This window comes from Pseudomonas sp. WS 5146 (assembly GCF_012985495.1).
In the GTDB taxonomy this organism is placed as follows: domain Bacteria; phylum Pseudomonadota; class Gammaproteobacteria; order Pseudomonadales; family Pseudomonadaceae; genus Aquipseudomonas; species Aquipseudomonas edaphica.
The window spans coordinates 223,816-243,856 of the sequence record NZ_JAAQWL010000008.1 but is presented as its reverse complement, the minus strand read 5'-3'; the positions used below and the strand labels follow the sequence as shown (position 1 = coordinate 243,856).

17 protein-coding genes are annotated in these 20,041 nt (G+C 61.9%); 8 read left to right on the top strand and 9 right to left on the bottom strand.

The features are described 5' to 3' along the window. Positions 1 to 22: 22 nt before the first annotated feature. Positions 23 to 709: a YggS family pyridoxal phosphate-dependent enzyme gene (locus HBO41_RS21015; RefSeq protein ID WP_169987578.1), complete on the bottom strand. Its 687-nt coding sequence runs from the start codon at positions 707 to 709 to the stop codon at positions 23 to 25. 57 nt (positions 710 to 766) lie between these two features. On the opposite strand from HBO41_RS21015, the gene HBO41_RS21010 reads away from it, so the two are divergent. Next, positions 767 to 1,801, top strand: coding sequence for a type IV pilus twitching motility protein PilT (locus HBO41_RS21010; protein ID WP_169987576.1), 1,035 nt, complete (start codon positions 767 to 769; stop codon positions 1,799 to 1,801). A gap of 130 nt (positions 1,802 to 1,931) precedes the next feature. On the opposite strand, the gene HBO41_RS21005 is transcribed toward HBO41_RS21010, so the two are convergent. Then, positions 1,932 to 2,567, bottom strand: coding sequence for a C40 family peptidase (locus HBO41_RS21005; protein ID WP_017139450.1), 636 nt, complete (start codon positions 2,565 to 2,567; stop codon positions 1,932 to 1,934). Between the two features lie 249 nt (positions 2,568 to 2,816). Here HBO41_RS21005 and HBO41_RS21000 point away from each other — a divergent pair, with 249 nt between their 5' ends. Beyond that, positions 2,817 to 3,245: a TM2 domain-containing protein gene (locus HBO41_RS21000; protein ID WP_138454259.1), complete on the top strand. Its 429-nt coding sequence runs from the start codon at positions 2,817 to 2,819 to the stop codon at positions 3,243 to 3,245. Between the two features lie 145 nt (positions 3,246 to 3,390). On the opposite strand, the gene HBO41_RS20995 is transcribed toward HBO41_RS21000, so the two are convergent. From HBO41_RS20995 to gshB, 7 genes are all read right to left on the bottom strand, one after another. Then, complete coding sequence (locus HBO41_RS20995) at positions 3,391 to 4,662, bottom strand: dihydroorotase (protein ID WP_099550338.1); 1,272 nt, start codon at positions 4,660 to 4,662, stop codon at positions 3,391 to 3,393. Further along, the gene (locus tag HBO41_RS20990; RefSeq protein WP_056857699.1) at positions 4,659 to 5,663 is read right to left on the bottom strand and encodes an aspartate carbamoyltransferase catalytic subunit; all 1,005 of its coding nucleotides are present in this window, start codon (positions 5,661 to 5,663) and stop codon (positions 4,659 to 4,661) included. The genes HBO41_RS20995 and HBO41_RS20990 overlap by 4 nt, the downstream gene beginning before the upstream one ends. 24 nt (positions 5,664 to 5,687) lie before the next feature. After that, positions 5,688 to 6,194: a bifunctional pyr operon transcriptional regulator/uracil phosphoribosyltransferase PyrR gene (gene pyrR, locus HBO41_RS20985; RefSeq protein WP_017139446.1), complete on the bottom strand. Its 507-nt coding sequence runs from the start codon at positions 6,192 to 6,194 to the stop codon at positions 5,688 to 5,690. A gap of 82 nt (positions 6,195 to 6,276) precedes the next feature. Beyond that, positions 6,277 to 6,714, bottom strand: a complete 438-nt coding sequence (ruvX, locus tag HBO41_RS20980; protein ID WP_003195067.1) for a Holliday junction resolvase RuvX — start codon at positions 6,712 to 6,714, stop codon at positions 6,277 to 6,279. After that, positions 6,714 to 7,283 carry a YqgE/AlgH family protein gene (locus HBO41_RS20975; RefSeq protein WP_017139445.1) on the bottom strand — a complete coding sequence of 190 codons (570 nt, stop codon included), beginning with the start codon at positions 7,281 to 7,283 and terminating at the stop codon, positions 6,714 to 6,716. The genes ruvX and HBO41_RS20975 overlap by 1 nt, the downstream gene beginning before the upstream one ends. A gap of 179 nt (positions 7,284 to 7,462) precedes the next feature. After that, on the bottom strand, positions 7,463 to 8,368 hold the full coding sequence (locus tag HBO41_RS20970; RefSeq protein WP_017139444.1) for an energy transducer TonB: 906 nt from the start codon (positions 8,366 to 8,368) through the stop codon (positions 7,463 to 7,465). A gap of 77 nt (positions 8,369 to 8,445) precedes the next feature. Continuing rightward, positions 8,446 to 9,399, bottom strand: coding sequence for a glutathione synthase (gshB, locus tag HBO41_RS20965; protein ID WP_169987574.1), 954 nt, complete (start codon positions 9,397 to 9,399; stop codon positions 8,446 to 8,448). 239 nt (positions 9,400 to 9,638) lie between these two features. Between gshB and pilG the strand changes: the two genes are divergently transcribed. The 6 genes from pilG to HBO41_RS20935 all read left to right on the top strand — a co-directional run bounded on the left by pilG (position 9,639) and on the right by HBO41_RS20935 (position 19,470). Continuing rightward, positions 9,639 to 10,046, top strand: coding sequence for a twitching motility response regulator PilG (gene pilG, locus HBO41_RS20960; RefSeq protein WP_010564379.1), 408 nt, complete (start codon positions 9,639 to 9,641; stop codon positions 10,044 to 10,046). A gap of 46 nt (positions 10,047 to 10,092) precedes the next feature. After that, positions 10,093 to 10,458, top strand: a complete 366-nt coding sequence (gene pilH / locus HBO41_RS20955; RefSeq protein WP_017139442.1) for a twitching motility response regulator PilH — start codon at positions 10,093 to 10,095, stop codon at positions 10,456 to 10,458. Between the two features lie 12 nt (positions 10,459 to 10,470). Further along, positions 10,471 to 10,995: a chemotaxis protein CheW gene (locus tag HBO41_RS20950; RefSeq protein ID WP_017139441.1), complete on the top strand. Its 525-nt coding sequence runs from the start codon at positions 10,471 to 10,473 to the stop codon at positions 10,993 to 10,995. Beyond that, complete coding sequence (locus HBO41_RS20945) at positions 10,992 to 13,043, top strand: methyl-accepting chemotaxis protein (RefSeq protein ID WP_017139440.1); 2,052 nt, start codon at positions 10,992 to 10,994, stop codon at positions 13,041 to 13,043. Before HBO41_RS20950 ends, HBO41_RS20945 begins: the two co-directional genes overlap by 4 nt. Before the next feature lie 159 nt (positions 13,044 to 13,202). Next, entirely contained in the window at positions 13,203 to 19,022 is a 5,820-nt protein-coding gene (locus HBO41_RS20940) for an Hpt domain-containing protein (protein WP_169987572.1), read from the top strand. Continuing rightward, entirely contained in the window at positions 19,015 to 19,470 is a 456-nt protein-coding gene (locus tag HBO41_RS20935; protein ID WP_017139437.1) for a chemotaxis protein CheW, read from the top strand. The genes HBO41_RS20940 and HBO41_RS20935 overlap by 8 nt, the downstream gene beginning before the upstream one ends. The last annotated feature ends 571 nt before the right edge of the window (positions 19,471 to 20,041 follow it).

The window sequence follows — 20,041 nt, the reverse complement described above, 5'->3', positions numbered from 1 at the left end:
ACTTAGAGGGATGTCAGCCATTTTACGGCTGGCCGTAGTCGCGGGCGCCAAACAGGGCGGTACCGATCCGCACCCAGGTGGCCCCTTGGGCGATGGCCGACTCAAGGTCGTGGCTCATGCCCATGGAAAGTGTGTCCAGCGGCAGGTTCAGGCTGGCTTGCAGGTCTTTTACCGCAGCGAAGGCTGCATCTTGTGCAGCGCGATCTTCAGTCGGCTCGGGGATCGCCATCAAGCCACGCAGCTTCAAACGCGGCAGGGCGCTGATTGCAGCGGCCAGGGCCGGCAGGTCGGCGGGTGTACAGCCGGACTTGCTGGCTTCGCCACTCACGTTGACCTGAATACAGATATTCAGCGGCGGCAGGTCAGCCGGGCGTTGTTCAGACAGGCGTTGCGCGATTTTCAGGCGGTCCACGGAATGTACCCAGGCGAAGTGCTCGGCGATCGCACGAGTCTTGTTCGATTGAATGGGGCCGATGAAGTGCCAACTCAAGGGCAGGTCGGTTAATTCAGCCTGTTTGCCCAAGGCTTCCTGCAGGTAGTTCTCGCCAAAGTCGCGCATGCCGGCGGCATAGGCTTCGCGCACGGCCTGGGCAGGTTTGGTCTTGCTCACGGCCAGCAGGTGGATGCTGCTTTCGTCACGTTGCACGGCGTGGGCCGCGGCGCGGATGCGCTGGCTAACCTGGCCAATGTTGTCTGCTATCGTCGACATTCAAGATGCACCCGTGGATATGGAGTCCGCGGCATTCTACTGGAAATGGAAAGCCCTATGGATATCACTGAACTGCTGACGGCCAGCGTGCGCCGTGGCGCCTCCGACCTGCATTTATCGGCTGGCCTGGCGCCAATGCTGCGTGTCGATGGCGAAATCTGGCCATTGGAGGGGCCGGTGCTTTCGCCTACGCAAGTTGCGGACTTATTAAGCCCTTTGCTCAACCAGCACCAACAAAAGGATTTCGAAACATCTCTTGAAACGGATTTTGCGTTCGCGCTGCCGGGCCTGGCGCGGTTCCGCGCAAATGTGTTCCGCCAGGATCGCGGCATGGGCGCAGTGTTCCGCACTATCCCGACCGAAGTGCAAAGCCTGGAGAACCTCGGATTGGGCGAGGTATTCCGCCGTATCGCGCAGTTGCCGCGCGGCCTGGTGCTGGTGACTGGGGCAACCGGCTCCGGCAAGTCGACGACCCTGGCGGCGATGATTGACCACCTCAACCAGCACCGGCGCCAGCACATTCTCACGCTGGAAGACCCGATCGAATTTATCCACAGGCCGAAAATGGCCCTGATCAACCAGCGCCAGGTACACCGCGACACTCATAGTTTTTCGGCGGCGCTGCGCTCGGCCCTGCGTGAAGACCCGGATGTGATTCTGGTGGGCGAGCTGCGTGACCTGGAAACCATCCGCCTGGCACTGACGGCGGCAGAGACCGGGCACTTGGTATTGGGCACGCTGCACACCACTTCAGCGGCAAAGAGCGTGGATCGGCTGGTGGATGTGTTCCCTGCGGGGGAAAAAGCCATGGTGCGCGCCATGCTGTCGGAGTCGCTGCAGGCGGTGGTGTCCCAGGTGCTTGTTAAGAAAATCGGCGGCGGCCGGGTGGCGGCGCACGAGATCATGCTGGGCACGCCAGCTATCCGTAACCTGATCCGCGAGGACAAGGTGGCGCAGATGGTCTCGGCGATTCAAACCGGCGGGGCGTTGGGGATGAAAACGCTGGATATGAGCTTGAAGGCGTTGGTCAGCGCAGGGCTGATCAGCCGGGAGGATGCGCGGGGGCTGGCGCGGGTGCCGACAGATATCTGAACGCCGATGAAATCAGTGTGGGAGCTGGCTTGCCTGCGATGACGGTGTGCCAGTCGACAGAGATGTCGCCTGGCAGTTCGCTATCGCAGGCAAGCCAGCTCCCACATTTTGTAGTGCATTCAGCCTGGGATCAGCGCTGAACAACCCGCAGGTTATTCTGCTCTTTAGGCAGAACACGCTTGGCAATCACGTAGTTCTTGTCCCAGAACGGCTTTTTCAGTGTGTCGATGCTCACCGACTTGCCACGGCGCGGTGCGTGGATAAAGCGGTCGTTGCCCAGGTAGATGGCAACGTGGTTGACCTGGCGGCTCTTGAGTTTGAAGAACAACAGGTCGCCAGGTTTCAAGTCCTTGCGATCAACCTTCAAGCCGTGGCCGGCAGCCATGGCGTTGGAGGTGCGGGGCAAATCCACCGCTTTTACATCATTAAACGCATATTTCACCAAACCGCTGCAGTCGAACCCTTTACTTGGGCTGCTGCCGCCCCAACGATAAGGAGTACCGAGCACGTTAACGGCGCGGCTGAGGACATTGCTGCTTTGTTTGGTGTTGACGGCCAGTTGGGTGTGGATCGCTTTACCGTGGGCCTTGCTCACTTGAGTCGGGCGGTTGACGGTCAGCTTTACCGACTTGGCAGTGCTGGGTGTGCTGTGAACTTTAGGGGTGAAACCGTTAACGTTAGGAAGACGTTGCTCACGATTGGTGGCGTGGGCGGCCAGTGGCATTAATAGGCAGATGGTTAGCCATGTCTTGAAAAATGGTCGCATTAGGCGTGGCTCTTTTAGGTTTGCGCGCAACTTTATAACAGCTTTTTGTGTCGTTCTCAGGCCGTTTGTCGACTGAACTCTGGGGTCAAACTCAGGAAAAACGCGACGAATTGCCGCTATTGTCCTACAGAAGTCAGGTGGCATAAGGCTTTGCGGGAGGGAAGATACCATTTGCCGTGCGTCGGGCGCCCGTAAAAAAGTCACAAAGAAAATGAAAAAATTTATCTATCGAGGCAAAAGAGGTACTCCATGAACACCTATCGACAGGATGTTACGCAGCAAGACACCCACAGCAAGGTGATCGGTTACCTGCTTTGGATTTTTGGTTTTACCGGGGCGCATCGCTTCTATTACGGCAAACCCGTGACCGGGACGATCTGGTTTTTCACCTTCGGCCTGTTCGGTATCGGTTGGCTGATCGACTTGTTCCTGATCCCGGCCATGGACCGTGAAGCAGACCTGCGTTTTACCGCCGGCCCGATCGAATACAACGTGGCCTGGATTCTGTTGGCGTTCCTGGGTGTATTCGGCTTGCACCGCATGTACCAGGGCAAATGGATCACCGGCCTGATCTACCTGCTGACCGGCGGTTTGTTCCTGATCGGTGTGCTGTATGACTTTTGGACGTTGAATACGCAGATTTCGATCCGCAATGCCGAGCGCAGTGCTGGACGATAAAGCACTTAAGTCATGTAGAGATGCAAATGTGGGAGCTGGCTTGCCTGCGATAGCATCACCTCGGTAGGGATGAAAGACCGAGGTGTCCGCATCGCAGGCAAGCCAGCTCCCACATTGACCGTGCCTACACTAGCTGTGTGATCTATCAGGCCTGGTAAGTAATCCGCCCATCCACCAAGGTGTAGCGCACCGTCGCCGGCAGGCTATGGCCGATGAACGGGCAGTTCTCGCCCTTGGACAGCCAGTGTTCCCCGGCAACCGTGGAACTGGCCGGGTCAAACAGCACCAGATCCGCCGCCGAACCCACCGCCAACTTGCCCGCTGGCAGGCGCAATGCCTCGGCAGGGCCAGCGCTCAGGCGCGCCAGCAGCGTCGGCAAGTCCAGCAAACCGTCTTCCACCAACGTCATCGCCAATGGCAGCAACAGCTCTACGCTGCTGATTCCAGGCTCTGTTGCGCCAAACGGTGCCAGCTTGGCATCCCGTTCGTGGGGCTGGTGATGGCTGGAAATCGCCGAAACCACACCCGACTTCACCGCCGCCCGCAAACCTTCACGGTCGGCCAGCGTGCGCAGCGGCGGCTGCACGTGATACAGGCTGGAGAAGTCGATCAGCGCCTCATCGGTCAAAATCAGCTGATACAACGCCACATCCGCCGTCACCGGCAAGCCGCGCGCCTGGGCCTGGGCGATCAAGGCCACACCGCGTGCGCTGGTGAGTTGGCTGAAGTGCGCACGCACACCGCTTTGTTCCACCAACAACAGATCACGGGCCAGGGCCACGGTCTCGGCAGTTTCCGGAATGCCCGGTAGGCCGAGGAAGCTGGCGACGGCGCCCTCATGAGCCAGGCCACCTTCGGCCAGGTCGCGGTCCTGGGAGTGGAAGATCACGGTCAGATCGAACGTGGCCGCATATTCCAGCGCACGGCACAGCGTGCGGGTGCTGCGAAAACTCTCCAGGCCATTGCCGAACGCCACGCAACCGGCGTCACGCAGGGCGATCAGCTCGGCAAGTTGTTCGCCTTCCAGGCCTTTGCTCAGGGCGCCGATGGGGAACACCTTGCAATTACCGGCTTCACGGGCGCGGTCGAGGATCAGCTCGGTCACCGCCGAAGTGTCCAGGATCGGCTTGGTGTGCGGCGGGCAGCACAGGCTGGTGACGCCACCGGCCGCAGCGGCACGGGTTTCGCTGGCGATGCTGCCTTTGCGGCTGTAACCCGGCTCGCGCAGGGCGACGTTCAGGTCCACCAGGCCAGGCGCGGCCACCAGGCCGTTGGCATCGATACTCTGGCTGGCGCTGAAGCCTGCGGGCGCGGCGCCAATGGCGATGAGCTTGCCGGCTTCCAGGTGAAGGTCGGTGACTTGATCCAGGCCACTGGCCGGATCGATAACGCGAGCGCCAAGAATGCTGAGCTTCACTGGGCGTTCTCCTGCTCGAATTGACGTTGCGCGGTTTGCCCGCTCATGGCCATGGACAACACGGCCATGCGGATGGCGATGCCATAAGTCACCTGGTTGAGGATCACCGACTGCGGGCCATCGGCCACTGCCGATTCAATCTCCACGCCACGGTTGATCGGGCCTGGGTGCATCACGATGGCATCCGGCTTGGCGCCGGCCAAACGCGCGGTAGTCAGCCCGAACAGGCGGTAGAACTCGCCTTCGCTCGGCAGCAGGCCACCGGACATGCGCTCACGTTGCAGGCGCAGCATGATCACCACGTCCACATCCTTGAGGCCTTCGGTCATGTCGGTGTAGACCTTCACGCCGTATTGCTCGATGCCGATCGGCAGCAGGGTTTTCGGCGCGATCACGCGAATGTCCGGGCAGCCGAGGGTTTTCAGGGCCAGCATGTTCGAGCGCGCCACACGCGAGTGCAGGATGTCGCCGACGATGGCCACCGAGAGGTTTTCAAAGCTGCCCTTGTGCCGACGAATAGTGAGCATGTCCAGCATGCCCTGGGTCGGGTGGGCGTGGCGGCCGTCGCCGCCGTTGATGATTGCCACCTGCGGGCACACATGTTCGGCGATGAAATGCGCGGCGCCGGAGTCGCCGTGGCGTACCACGAACATGTCGGCGGCCATGGCTTCCAGGTTGCGCAGGGTGTCGAGCAGGGTTTCGCCCTTGCTCGCCGACGAGGTGGACACGTTCAGCGTGATCACGTCGGCCGACAGCCGCTGGGCCGCCAGTTCAAACGTGGTGCGGGTGCGCGTGGAGTTCTCGAAGAACACATTGCAGATGGTTTTGCCACGCAGCAGCGGGACTTTCTTCACCGCCCGGCCACCGACTTCGAGGAACGAGTCGGCGGTGTCGAGGATTTCGGTGAGCAGTTCGCGGGGCAAACCGTCGAGGGACAAGAAGTGTTGCAACTGGCCCTGAGCATTGAGCTGCAGCGGGCGCTTGGCATCTAGAGGCGTCATCGCGGGGACTCTGTACAAGGCGGTTTAAAGGGCAAGGTCTTGCAGTTCGAGTTCGAGCGGCGTGGGACCGGACAATTTTACCCGTTGATGGGCTTGCAGCGACAGCGTTGCGCCAACCACGTCCGGGCTGATCGGCAATTCGCCGGCGTCCAGGTCCAGCAGGCATACGAGGGTCACACTGGCCGGGCGGCCGTAGTCGAACAGCTCGTTAAGGGCGGCGCGGATGGTGCGGCCGCTCATCAGCACGTCGTCGATCAGCACCAGATGCTGGCCTTCGACCTCAAACGGCAGTGCCGAGGGCTGCACTTGCGGGTGCAGGCCATTCTGGCTGAAGTCGTCGCGGTAAAAGGACACGTCCAGGGTGCCCAGCGGCGAATCGCTGCCCAGCTCTTCCAGTAGCGCCTGGGCCACCCACACACCACCAGTGCGGATGCCGATAAAACGCGGCTCGCTGATGGCGCGGTGTTCCAAGTGGGCCTTAAGGCGAATCGCCATCTGGCTGATCAGTTCGGCGGGATTGGGCAGGCTCATGGTGGCTCCTTCAAGGCCTTGCGCGGCGTGGGCGCAGCAAGGTCCGGACTCAAACGTAAAAAGACGCGGCAAGCCGCGTCAGTCAGGATTCAAATAAAGCAGTGTTTTCATCCAGCCAACCCTGCAACAACAGGGCGGCGGCGATGGCGTCCACGGGGTTGTCGCGGTAGCTGCCTTTTTGCCCGCCACGGTCGCGGCGCTCACCCTTGGCTTCAAAGGTGGTCAGGCGTTCATCGTGGGTATAGAAGGGCAGGTTGTAGCGGCCATTGAGGCGGCGGGCGAATTTTTCCGCGCGCAGGCACATGTCGCTGGGGGTGCCGTCCATGTTCAACGGCAGGCCGACCACGACGGCGTCGGGCTTCCACTCTTTAATGAGGGCTTCGACCTGGTTCCAGTCCGGCACGCCGTTCTGGGCTTTCAAGGTACACAGCTCGCGGGCCTGGCCGGTAATCACCTGGCCGACCGCTACGCCGATCTGTTTGGTGCCGTAGTCAAAACCGAGGATCAAGCGCAAAGCCATCAGGCGTGCCCCGCCTGGCTGGTCAGCAGGCTGAGGTTGACCCGAAGCTTGGCGGCAGCTGCTTCCAGGCGCAGCTCACTGGCGGTGTTGAACAGGATGTCGGCGTCAAACGGGCAGGTCAGCCAGGCATTGCTGGCCAGTTCGGCTTCCAGTTGCCCGGCTTCCCAACCGGCATAGCCGAGGGTGATCACGCTTTGCTCGGGGCCGACGCCGTCGGCGATGGCAAACAACACGTCCTGGGAGGTCGACAGCGACACGCCTTCAAGGTCTACCGTGGCCTGAAACTTCGGCCCGGTGGGGTGCAGCACAAAGCCACGATCGGTCTGCACCGGCCCGCCGATGTAGATCGGCACGCCCTGGCAACGCGCCGGTGGGTCGATCTCGGGGCGCAGTTGCTCAAGGATATCGGCCAGGTTCAGCTCTTGCGGGCGGTTGACCACCAACCCCATTGCACCATTGGCCGTGTGCTCGACGATGTAGGTCAAGGTCTGCGCAAAGTTCGGGTCGGCCATATGGGGCATGGCGATCAGGAATTGGTGCTTGAGGTAGGTCGGGCTGACATTTTTCATGCCCACTAGTGTGGCGTTGGAGGGGCGAACTGACAAGCTGGAGTTAGTGATCGCTCCGCGTCGCGCTCTTAAAAGTGGACGCGGAGCGTCCTGAGATGCATTCCCACGCAGAGCGTGGGAACGATCCTTATCCTTCATTAAAGGATGTACTTCGTACCTGTGGCGAGGGGGAACGATCCTCAGTTGCTCGACAGCCGATCGCCCCTGGCAAACTTCCAGGTGCGGATGATTTCCAGGCGGTCGATGTCGTTCAAGTCACCGGTAAACGGCGCGAAAGGCGCAGCCAGGCGCACGATGCGCTGGGCGGCCTGGTCCAGCAGCGGCTGGCCGGACGACTCCAGCACCTGCACTTCATAAAGCGAGCCGTCGCGGTTGATCGACACCAGAAGACGCAAATTGCCGTAAATCTGCTGACGCCGCGCCTCATCCGGGTAGTTGAGGTTACCGATGCGCTCGACCTTCTTGCGCCACTCGTCCTTATACCAGGCGCCTTTGTCGCGCATGGTTGACGCGGCATTCAGGCGGTAGATGCGCGGGCGCTTGGCATACAGCTGTTGCTCATTGGCCAGTTCCGCTTCGAGGCTGGAGATCTGGTCAGAGAGCTGCGAACTGTCGAACGTCGGCGCAGGCTTCACCGGCTCAGGCGTAGGTTCGGTCTTGGCTTTCTCGCGCTGGGTCGCAGCTTTTTGCGGTTTGGGCGCAACGGTGGTCACGGCGGCCTTGGGCGCGGCCTGCTTGACCTCGGGCTTGGGGGCGGGTGGGGGCGTGACTTTATTGACCTTGTTGTCCTGGAAAGGCGCCACTTCGGTGGTCTTGGGCACGGCCTTCTTGTCGAGGGTGCCGCTGCCTTGCTGGTTGTCCTGGGCAAGAAAATCGGCCTTTTCGGGCTTCTTTTCGCTCTTGAACGTGGCGAGGGTGATTTCCAGGGTTTTGCTGATCTGCTTGGGCTCGACGTAGGTGAAGCCCAGGCCGAGCAGTAGGGCGAGGTGGATCAAGGCGGCCAGGAACAGGGTAAATCCGAGCCGATCAGCCGGGCGCACGCCGCTATGGGAGAGTTCGTAGGGCAGATCGGACGGGAGTGTCATGACAAAAAAACCAACATCGCGCGTTTCACAGGTGGCGCATGATAACGCAATGTTGGTTTATGTCCGGCTGTTCTATGTCACTTGGCTTGTAGCTTGCGCTCAATGGCCGCCATCAGCATTTCGCCGATGGTCGTGCCAAATGCATTGTCGATCTCGCGAATACAGGTCGGGCTGGTGACGTTGATTTCGGTGAGGTTCTCACCAATTACGTCTAGTCCTACAAATAGCAGGCCTTTTTCCCGCAGGGTTGGGCCAACCTGAGAGGCGATCCAACGGTCTTTGTCCGACAACGGGCGTGCTTCACCGCGACCACCGGCCGCCAGGTTGCCACGGGTCTCGCCGGCTGCCGGAATACGCGCCAGGCAGTAATCCACCGGTTCGCCGTCGATCATCAGGATGCGCTTGTCGCCATCCTTGATCGCCGGAATATAAGCCTGGCCCATGATCTGCTGGGTGCCCAGCGCGGTCAGGGTTTCCAGGATCACCGACAGGTTCGGGTCACCGGCGCGGTGACGGAAGATCGACGTGCCGCCCATGCCGTCCAGCGGTTTGAGGATCACATCACCGTGTTTGGCGGCGAATTCACGCAGCACGTCGGCGCGGCGGCTGACCACGGTCGGCGGCGTGCACTGCGGAAACAGCGTGGCGAACAGCTTTTCATTGCAGTCGCGCAGGCTCTGCGGCTTGTTGACGATCAGTACACCGGCGCGCTCAGCCTGCTCCAGCAGATAGGTGGAGTAGACGAATTCCATGTCGAACGGCGGGTCCTTGCGCATCAGGATCACGTCCAGATCGCTCAACGGGCTGTCGATCTCGTCCGCCAGCTCAAACCACTTCTCAGGGTTGGCAAACACCTGCAGCGGGCGCATGCGCGCGCGGGCCTCGCCGTCGCCCTGGTAAAGATCGCGCTGCTCCATATAGAACAGGGTCCAGCCGCGGGCCTGGGCGGCCAGGAGCATGGCCAGCGAGCTGTCCTTTTTATAGGAAATGCTGGCGATAGGGTCCATGACAATGCCGACGCGAACGCTCATGGGGGATTTCCTCTAGCAAATTAGGGCGCATAAAAGTGGCGTCAGAGTGGCGCTGCGGCTGTTGTGGGTCAAGGAAAAACCACCTGGCCGGTTGCTCGATAGATTGCGCCCGGAGACTGTGCTAAAAAGACTGCCACGGCGCAGCAGCCCTTGAATTCCAAGGCTTGCGGCGCTCATCCTGTGCAACATCAGGCAGTACACACCGAAAACCGATTCGCTGTGGCGATGGTAGAGCAGATATGGAACAGCATTCCAACGCCTTGAGAGTGATGGTGATCGATGATTCAAAAACGATCCGCCGCACCGCCGAGACGCTGTTGAAGAACGTGGGCTGCGATGTGATCACGGCTATCGACGGTTTCGATGCCCTGGCCCGGATTGTTGATCATCACCCGCACATTATCTTTGTCGACATCATGATGCCGCGCCTGGATGGCTATCAGACCTGCGCCCTGGTGAAGAACAACCCGGCGTTCAAGTCGATCCCGGTGATCATGCTGTCTTCTAAAGACGGCCTGTTCGACAAGGCCAAGGGGCGCATCGTTGGTGTCGATCAGTTTTTGACCAAGCCTTTCAGCAAGGAAGAACTGCTGGGCGCAATCAAGGCTTACGTGCCTGGGTTTGCCGCAGTAGAACAAGCACACTGACGCCGCCTCACAAGGGCCGGCGCCGACCAATGTAGTGGGGAAAACCATGGCACGCGTTCTGATCGTCGACGATTCGCCGACTGAAATGTACAAACTTACCGGCATGCTGGAAAAGCACGGCCACGTGGTGCTCAAGGCCGAAAACGGCGCGGACGGCGTGGCCCTGGCCCGCCAGGAAAAACCCGACGCCGTGCTGATGGACATCGTGATGCCGGGCCTCAACGGCTTCCAGGCTACCCGCCAACTGTCCAAGGAGCCGGAAACCAACGGCATCCCGATCATCATCATCACCACCAAGGATCAGGAAACCGACAAAATCTGGGGCGCGCGCCAGGGTGCCAAGGATTACCTGACCAAGCCTGTGGACGAAGACACCCTGATCGCCACCTTGAACAAGGTACTGGCCGGCTAAAGGCTCGCGATCATGACCGAGTCGCAAACCGCCTTCGAGCTGCTGCTGGACATCGACCGCCGCTGCCGCCTGCTGGCCGCCGACCTGCCGTCCCAGGAAGCTCGCCTGCAACGCTGGAGCGGGATCGGCTTTCGCCTGGGGCCACACTGGTACGTGGCGCCGATGGGCGAAGTCGCCGAAGTGCTGCATGAGCCGCGTTGCACCTTGATGCCCGGCGTCAAGCCGTGGGTCAAGGGCGTGGCCAACCTGCGTGGGCGTTTGCTGCCGGTGATGGACTTGGGCGGCTTTCTTGGCCTTGAATTGTCCAAGGCACGCAAGCAACGGCGGGTGCTGGTGGTCGAGTACAACGACCTGTTTGTCGGGCTGCTGGTAGACGAGGTGGTGGGCATGCAGCATTTCGCACAAGACGCTTTGTTGACCAGCGCCGCACCCGGCGCGCCGTTTATCCTCGGCCAGTTCGACGGCGACCCGCTGTGGCAGGTCTTCAGCCCCTTCGCTCTGGCCCAGGCCCCAGGCTTCATGGATGTTGCCGCATGACCACCGTCACCACGCCCAAACCCCAGGCCGCATCGCGCAGCCGCTCACAGATCATCGTGCTGTTTATTGCGCTGATCGTGTTCATCATGCTGTTGTTCGCCAACTTCGCGTACCTCAACACTCAGTCCACCTATGACAAGCAGTACATCGGCCACGCCGGTGAGCTGCGTGTGCTGTCCCAACGCATCGCCAAAAACGCCACCGAGGCCGCTGCCGGCAAGGCCGCCGCGTTCAAATTGCTGGGCGATGCGCGCAACGACTTTGCCCAGCGCTGGGGCTACCTGAAAAAAGGTGATACCGAAACCGGCCTGCCCGCCGCGCCCAGTGCGGTTCGTGCGGAAATGCGCGCGGTGCAGACCGACTGGGAAGCGCTGCTGAAAAACACCGACGCGATTCTCGCCAGCGAACAAACCGTGTTGTCCCTGCATCAAGTGGCCGCGACCCTCGCCGAAACCGTGCCGCAATTGCAGATGGAATCGGAAAAGGTCGTCGATATCCTGCTGCAACGTGGCGCACCGGCCAGCCAGGTAGCGTTGGCTCAACGCCAATCGCTGTTGGCCGAACGTATTCTCGGCGCGGTCAACACCGTGCTGGCGGGCGACGAAACCGCCGTGCAAGCCGCCGATGCCTTTGGCCGCGATGCCAGCCGCTTCGGTGTGGTGCTCAACGGCATGCTCAATGGCAACCCGGGCTTGCGCATTACCCAGGTCGAAGACCATGACGCGCGCGCGCGGCTGGCGGAAATTTCGGAGCTGTTCGAGTTTGTCTCCGGCTCCGTGGATGAAATCCTCGAAACCTCGCCGCAGCTGTTCCAGGTACGGGCCTCGGCGAGCAATATCTTCAACCTGTCGCAAACCCTGCTCGATGAGGCCTCGCACCTGGCCACCGGTTTTGAAAACCTCGCCAGCGGGCGAAGTTTCGACACCATTGGTGGCTACGTGCTGGGTTTGCTGGCACTGGCCTCGATCATTCTGATCGGCCTGGTGATGGTGCGCGAAACCAACCGCCAACTGCATGAAACCGCCGAGAAGAACGAGCGCAATCAGAACGCGATCATGCGCCTGCTCGATGAAATCGAAGACCTGGCCGATGGCGACCTCACCGTGACCGCCTCGGTCACCGAGGACTTCACCGGCACCATCGCCGACTCCATCAACTACTCCGTCGACCAACTGCGCGATCTGGTCGCGACCATCAACCTCACCGCCGGGCAAGTGGCCGGTGCGGTGCAGGACACCCAGGCCACCGCCATGCACCTGGCCCAGGCTTCGGAGCATCAAGCCCAGCAGATCGCCGAAGCCTCCACGGCGATCAACCAGATGGCCCAGTCCATCGATCAAGTGTCGGCCAACGCCGCCGAATCTTCGGCCGTGGCGGAGCGCTCGGTGGAAATCGCCAACAAGGGCAACGAGGTGGTGCACAACACCATCCATGGCATGGACAACATCCGCGAACAGATCCAGGACACCGCCAAGCGCATCAAACGCCTGGGCGAATCTTCCCAGGAGATTGGCGATATCGTCAGCCTGATCGACGACATTGCCGACCAGACCAACATCCTTGCCCTCAACGCCGCCATCCAGGCGAGCATGGCCGGTGACGCTGGGCGCGGTTTTGCGGTGGTGGCCGACGAAGTACAGCGGCTGGCCGAGCGCTCATCCGCCGCCACCCGGCAAATCGAAACCCTGGTGCGGGCGATTCAGGCCGACACCAATGAAGCGGTTATCTCCATGGAACAAACCACCACCGAAGTGGTGCGTGGCGCACGGCTGGCCCAGGACGCCGGGGTGGCGCTGGAAGAGATCGAAGGCGTGTCGAAAACCCTGGCGGCGTTGATTCAGAGCATCTCCAATGCGGCGCAGCAACAGACCTCATCGGCGGGGCAGATTTCGCTGACGATGAATGTGATTCAGCAGATCACCACGCAGACGTCGTCGGGTTCCACGGCCACGGCGGAAAGCATCGGCAACCTGGCGAAGATGGCCAGTCAGTTGCGCCGGTCGGTGTCGGGTTTCACCCTGCCGCCGCCTAAACAGGCCGATGATTGAAATGCTATCTGATGTGGGAGCTGGCTTGCCTGCGATAGCGGTGGGTCAGTTGCACAGGTATCACCTGACAGTCCGCCATCGCAGGCAAGCCAGCTCCCACAGGTGATCTCGATTGTTCTTGGCAACACCAGCAACTCATAAATTTTAAGCGGAGCAGTTATGGTTGATCGGCACGACTACGTGGCCCTTGAATGGGTCAAGGGCGACATTGCCGAAACCCTGAAACAGGCCCGTTCGGCGCTGGATGCGTTTGTCGAAACCCACGACAGCGACGCCATCGCCGAGTGCCTGGCCGCCATCCACCAAGTGCATGGCGCGCTGCAAATGGTCGAGTTCTACGGTGCGGCGTTGCTCGCCGAAGAAATCGAAGAATTGACCCTGGCCCTGCAAGCCGAGCGCGTCGGCCAGCGCGATGAAAGCATCCGCCTGCTGCAACAGGCCCTCAGCCAATTGCCGTTGTATCTGGACCGCTTACACAGCGCCCGCCGCGACCTGCCGTTGGTGGTGTTGCCGCTGCTCAACGACCTGCGCAGCGCCCGCGGCGAAAGCCTGTTGTCGGAAACCAGTCTGTTCAGCCCACAGCTCTTGTCGATTGCACCGCTGCCCGACGAAGCCCTGGCCCAGCGCGCAGTGCCAGAACTGCACGAACAATTGCACCAGTGGCACAAATTGCTCCAACAAGCCTTGGCTGGCCTGCTGCGCGAAGACCATGGCCCGAGCAACCTGGAAGACATGGCGCGGGTGTTTGCGCGCCTCGAAGCGCTGTGCCAGGGCGCGCCGCTGTTGCCGTTGTGGCAAGTCACCTCGGCGCTGGTCGAAGGCATGCTCACCGGCGTGATCGCCAACAGCCCGGCGCTGCGCAGCCTGCTCAAGGCCAGCGACAAGCAACTCAAGCGCCTGCTGGCCCAGGGCATCGGCGGTATCAACCAGCCGGCGCCCGACGAACTGCTCAAGAGCCTGCTGTTTTATGTGGCCAAGGTCACTCGTCCGACGCCGCGCATGCAAAGTCTCAAGGAACGCTACGGCCTGGATGAGGCCTTGCCCGACAGTGCCGTGGTCGATGCCGAACGGGCGCGGCTGGCGGGACCGGATCGCAATGCCATGGGGTCGGTGCTTGGCGCATTGTGTGAGGAACTGGTGCGGGTCAAGGAGCGCCTCGACTTGTTCGTGCGCAGCGACCGCCAACACACCGACGACCTGGATGCGCTGCTGGCGCCATTGCGGCAGATCGCCGATACCTTGGCCGTGCTGGGTTTCGGCCAGCCGCGCAAGGTGATCATCGACCAGCTCGCCGTGGTGTTGAGCCTGGTGCAAGGTCACCGCGAACCCAACGACGCCGTACTGATGGACGTCGCCGGCGCCTTGCTCTATGTCGAGGCCACGCTGGCCGGCATGGTCGGCACCGTCGAACCGGAAAGCCGCGAAGAAAGCCGCCTGCCCACCACCGACCTGACGCAGATTCATCAACTGGTGATCCGCGAGTCCTGCCAATGCCTGCGCCAAGCCAAAGAGTTGGTGATCGACTGCATTGAAGCCGACTGGGACCGCCAACGCCTGGAATCCCTGCCGGAGCTGCTCAGCCAGGTGCGCGGCGCCTTGGCGATGATTCCACTGCCCCGCGCAGCGAGCCTGATGCGGGGTTGCACCGATTACGTCGACGAACAGTTGATGGTCAACGACGCGCCGCCGACCCAGGCGCAGTTGGCGCATTTCGCCGACGTGATCAGCAGCCTTGAGTATTACCTGGAACGCATGCTCCAGGACCCTGACGCCGCTGGCGAACGCGTGCTGGAACTGGCCACCCAAGGCTTGGCCGCGCTCGGTTACCTGCCCGCCGAAAAGCCCTGGCGTCAGGCGCTGGTTGCGCCGGATGGCGCATTGTCGGCCGACAGCACGCCGAGCCAGTCCCAGTTCGATGCCTTGGCCAGCCCGATCACGCGCCTGAATCCGCCGGCGCTGCATCGCCCCGGCAGTTTGCTGCCGCCGCCGGCCGATGAAGAACCCATCGACGATGAGCTGCGCGAAGTCTTCCTCGAAGAAACCGACGAAGTCCTCGACGTGCTACACCGCCATCTGCCCAACAGCGCCGACAAAACTGCTCAAGGCGAGATGCGCCGGGCTTTTCACACGCTCAAAGGCAGCGGCCGCATGGTCCGTGCCCTGGTGCTGGCCGAACTGGCCTGGGCGGTGGAAAACCTGCTCAATCGCGTGCTCGAACGCAGCGTGGCCCTCAGCTCCGATGTGCAACACGTACTGGATGAAGCGGTGGCCCTGCTGCCCGAATTGATCGCCGACTTCGCCACCGACGACCAACACCAGCGCGATGAAGTTGACGCCCTGGCCGCCCGTGCCCATGCCCTAGCCAGTGGCACTGCAACAGCCACCGCCGAGCCGCACGATCCAATGCTGCTGGAGATCTTCCGCAACGAAGCCCAGAGCCACCTGGAGAGCATCAACCACTTCCTGCAACAGGCCGCCGAGCATGTGCCGCTGCAAGTCAGCGATGAGCTGCAACGTGCCCTGCACACCCTCAAAGGCAGTGCCTACATGGCCGGTGTGCTGCCGATTGCCGAACTGGCGCGGCCGCTGGATCACCTGACCCGCGAATACAAGGCTCACCGCCTGCCGCTGGACCTGGACGAAGTGGAGCTGTTGCTGGAAGCCGAAGGCTTGTTCCAGCGCGGCCTGCACCAACTGGACAGTGACCCGCTGGTGCCAATCAAGGGCGCGCCGGACCTGATCAGCCGCACCCAAAGCCTGCTCGACCAACAACTGCAAGCCTTGCTCGACGCGCCGAACACGGGCCTGCGTATCAAACGCGACCCGCAGTTGATCGCCAACTTCCTGGCCCAAGGCATGGACATTCTGCTCGACGCCGAAAGCCTGTTGCGCCGCTGGCAGCAGCACCCCGGTGAGCGTCAGGAACTCACCGCACTACTGGACGAGTTGACCACCTTGGGCGAGGGCGCGCATATCGCCGACCTGCACAGCATCGACGAACTCTGTGAAGCTTTGCTTGACCTGTACGGGGCGGTGGAGGAGAGCAGCCTGGCGGTCAGCGAGCGGTTTTTCCAAGAAGCCGAACAGGCCCATGACGCGCTGATCAACATGCTCGACCAGTTGGCTGCGGGGCAGGAAATCAGCCCGGCGCCGGCGCGGGTGCAGGCCCTGCGCGAATTGCTCGATGAAGCCCTCGACCCGTCGGCCACCGGTCTGATCAAAAGCGACGGCAGCCGTGCCCTCAGCATCGCTGAATTGGGCGCGGCCACGGCGCAGTTGAACCAGGACACGGCAATGGACGATGAGATCGTCGAGATTTTCCTCGAAGAAGCCGTGGACATCCTCGACAGCGCCGGCCAGTCGCTCAAACGTTGGCTGCTGGAGCCCGGCAGCGCAGCGCCGTTGTCTTCGTTGCAGCGCGACTTGCACACCCTCAAGGGTGGCGCGCGCATGGCCGAAATCGGCCCGATTGGCGACCTGGCCCATGAGCTGGAAGGCCTCTACGAAGGCCTGGTAGACCGCCGTTACAGCTACTCCACCGAGTTGTCCCAAGTGTTGATGGCCAGTCACGAGCGGCTGGCCTTGCAACTGGATCAACTGCAAGACCAGCAACCGCTGAGTGACTCCAGCGACTTGATCGCGCAACTGCGCGAGTTGCGCCACAGCAGCCCGCCCGCAGCCGCGGCCACAGCACCCGAAGTGGCGACCGCCGACCCCGAGTTGCTGGAAATTTTCCTCGAAGAAGCCGCCGACATTCTCGACAGCTCCGGCAGCGCGCTGGTGCGTTGGCAGGCCGAGCCGAATAATCGCCAGGAAGTGGAAACCCTGCTGCGCGACCTGCACACCCTCAAGGGCGGTGCACGCATGGTCGAGATCGGGCCGATTGGCGATCTGGCCCATGAGCTGGAGTTTCTCTACGAAGGGCTGTCCGCTGGTTTGCTCGCGCCGTCGCCGGAACTGTTTTCGCTGCTGCAAGGTTGCCACGACCGCTTGGCGCAGATGATCGACGCGGTGGCAGACGGTTTACCGGTGGGCTCGGTGGACAAGCTGATCGAGCGGATCAAGAGCCTGGTACACCCGAGCGATGAGCCGCTGGCGCCGGTTGCACTGCCCGCCGGTAAGGCCGAAGCGGCTATGGACCCGGCTGCGGACATGGTGAAAATCTCCGCCGACTTGCTCGATGACCTAGTCAACCTGGCCGGTGAAACCTCGATTTTCCGGGGGCGCATCGAGCAGCAGGTCAACGATGCGCGCACGGCCCTCAACGAGGTCGAAACCACCATCGAGCGTATGCGCGACCAACTGCGCCGCCTCGACAGCGAAACCCAGGGCCGTATCCTCAGCCGTCAGCAGGCCGAGGCCGAGCGCCTGGGTTATGAAGAATTCGACCCGCTGGAAATGGACCGCCATTCGCAGTTGCAGCAACTGTCCCGTGCGCTGTCCGAGTCCGCTTCCGACCTGCTGGACCTCAAGGAAACCCTCGACCGCCGCAACCAGGATGCGCACAACCTGTTGCAGCAACAGGCGCGCATCAACACCGAGTTGCAAGAAGGCCTGATGCGCACGCGCATGGTGCCGTTTGAGCGCATGCTGCCGCGCCTCAAGCGCATCGTGCGGCAGGTGGCAGAGGAATTGGGCAAGGACGTGGAGTTCGTGGTCGGCAATGCCGAAGGCGAGATGGACCGCAACGTGCTCGAACGCATGGTCGCGCCGCTGGAACACATGCTGCGCAACGCCGTCGACCATGGCCTGGAGTCGCGCGAAGCACGTGTGCTGGCGGGCAAGCCGGAAAAGGGTCGTATCACCCTGGACCTGACCCACGAAGGCGGCGATATCGTGTTCGATATGCGCGACGACGGCGCCGGCGTGCCGCTGGACGCAGTGCGGCGCAAGGCGATCAAGCGCGGCCTGCTCGACCCCCATCAAGAGATCAGCGACCGCGACGTGTTGCAGTTCATCCTGCAGCCGGGCTTTTCGACAGCGGAAAAGATCACCCAGATATCCGGACGCGGCGTGGGCATGGACGTGGTGCACGAAGAAGTGCGCCAGCTTGGCGGCTCGATGGTGATTGACTCCACGCCTGGTGCGGGCGTGCACTTTCGCATTCGCCTGCCGTTTACCGTGTCGGTTAACCGGGCGCTGATGGTGCAGTGCGCGGACGATCAATATGCTATCCCGCTCAACACCATCGAAGGCGTGGTGCGTGTGCTGCCCCACGAGTTGGCTGGGCACTATCAGCAAGACCCGCCGCGTTATGAATATGGCGGCCAGCGTTATGAGTTGTTCTACCTTGGCGACCTGCTGCATACCGTCAGCCGCCCGAAATTGCTCGGCCAATACCAGCCCGTGCCGGTGCTGCTGGTGCAATGCAACGAGCGGCGCGTGGCGGTGCATGTGGATGCCATGGCCGGTACTCGGGAGATTGTAGTGAAGGGCCTGGGGCCGCAGTTCGCGGGCGTGCAGGGGCTGTCCGGCGCGACCATCCTGGGTGATGGCCGCGTGGTGCTGATCATCGATCTGCTTGCGCACATCCGGGCACGTCAACCCGTGTCGCCGGCCCAGGCGGTTGACGCGCCGCTGATCCTCAACGACCCGCTGAAAAAACGCCCGCTGCTGGTGCTGGTGGTGGACGATTCGGTCACCGTGCGCAAAGTTACCAGCCGCCTGTTGGAGCGCAACGGCATGAACGTGCTCACCGCCAAAGACGGCATCGACGCCATCGCCGTACTCGAAGAGCACACCCCGGACCTGATGCTGCTCGACATCGAAATGCCGCGCATGGACGGCTTCGAGGTGGCGATTCAGGTGCGCAACGACCCGCGCCTGATGCGCCTGCCGATCATCATGATCACCTCGCGCACCGGCCAGAAACACCGCGACCGCGCCATGGCCATCGGCGTCAACGACTACCTCGGCAAGCCGTACCAGGAGTCGGTGCTGCTGGAAAGCATCGCCTACTGGAGCAAGTCCCATGCTTGACCACCGCACCAGCCAACTCACTGGCCTGTTGTTGCCCTTGGCTGACCGCCATCTGCTGCTGCCCAATGTGGCCGTGGCCGAGCTGATCGACTTCCAGCGCGGCGAACCGGCCAGCGATGCGCCGCCGTGGTACCTGCGGCAAGTGACCTGGCGTGACCGGCAAATACCCCTGATCAGCTTTGAAGCGGTGTGCGGCGAGGCGATCTTGACCGCCGAGCGCTCGCGCATCGTGGTGCTGAATGCGCTGGGCGGGCGGCCGACGTTGAAGTTTATTGCGCTGGTGATCCAGGGCATTCCCCGCTCGTACAAGCTCGACAGCGAATTGAGCTACGTGGACGTGCCACTCTGCCCGCTGGAACTCGCGGCCGTGCAGGTGGGCGAGCACGTGGCGAAGGTGCCGGATTTGATGGGGTTGGAAGCGTTGTTGGTCGAGTCCGGCCTGGCCTGACGGCGATGATCGTTCCCACGCTCCGCGTCACCCTTGTGCTGGTCTTGAGTCTTGTGCTGCCTGGCGGGACGCGGAGCGTCCCAGGCGGCATACCCACGCGGAGCGTGGGAACGATCCAAATGGCAGAGCTGAGTCAGCTGTTGGTCGACAGAGCACTGGAACACGTCAGCCCTGCCTGAGTAGTCCCAAAAGGGGACCGCTATCTAACTAGCATCACCGAACACATGTGGGAGCTGGCTTGCCTGCGATAGCAGACTGTCAGCCCACAACTTCATTGCTGACCCACCGCCATCGCAGGCAAGCCAGCTCCCACAGGGGGCTCTGTGCGGCAGCCTGAAAGTAGCCGCAGGTCGCGGATTACTTGAGATGATCGTTCCCACGCTCCGCGTGGGCATGCATCCCGTGACGCTCCGCGTCACCCTTGCGCTGGTCTTGAGTCTTGTGCTGCCTGGCGGGACGCGGAGCGTCCCAGGCGGCATTCCCACGCAGAGCGTGGGAACGATCCAAATGGCAGAGCTGAGTCAGCTGTTGGTCGACAGAGCACTGGAACACGTCAGCCCTGCCTGAGTAG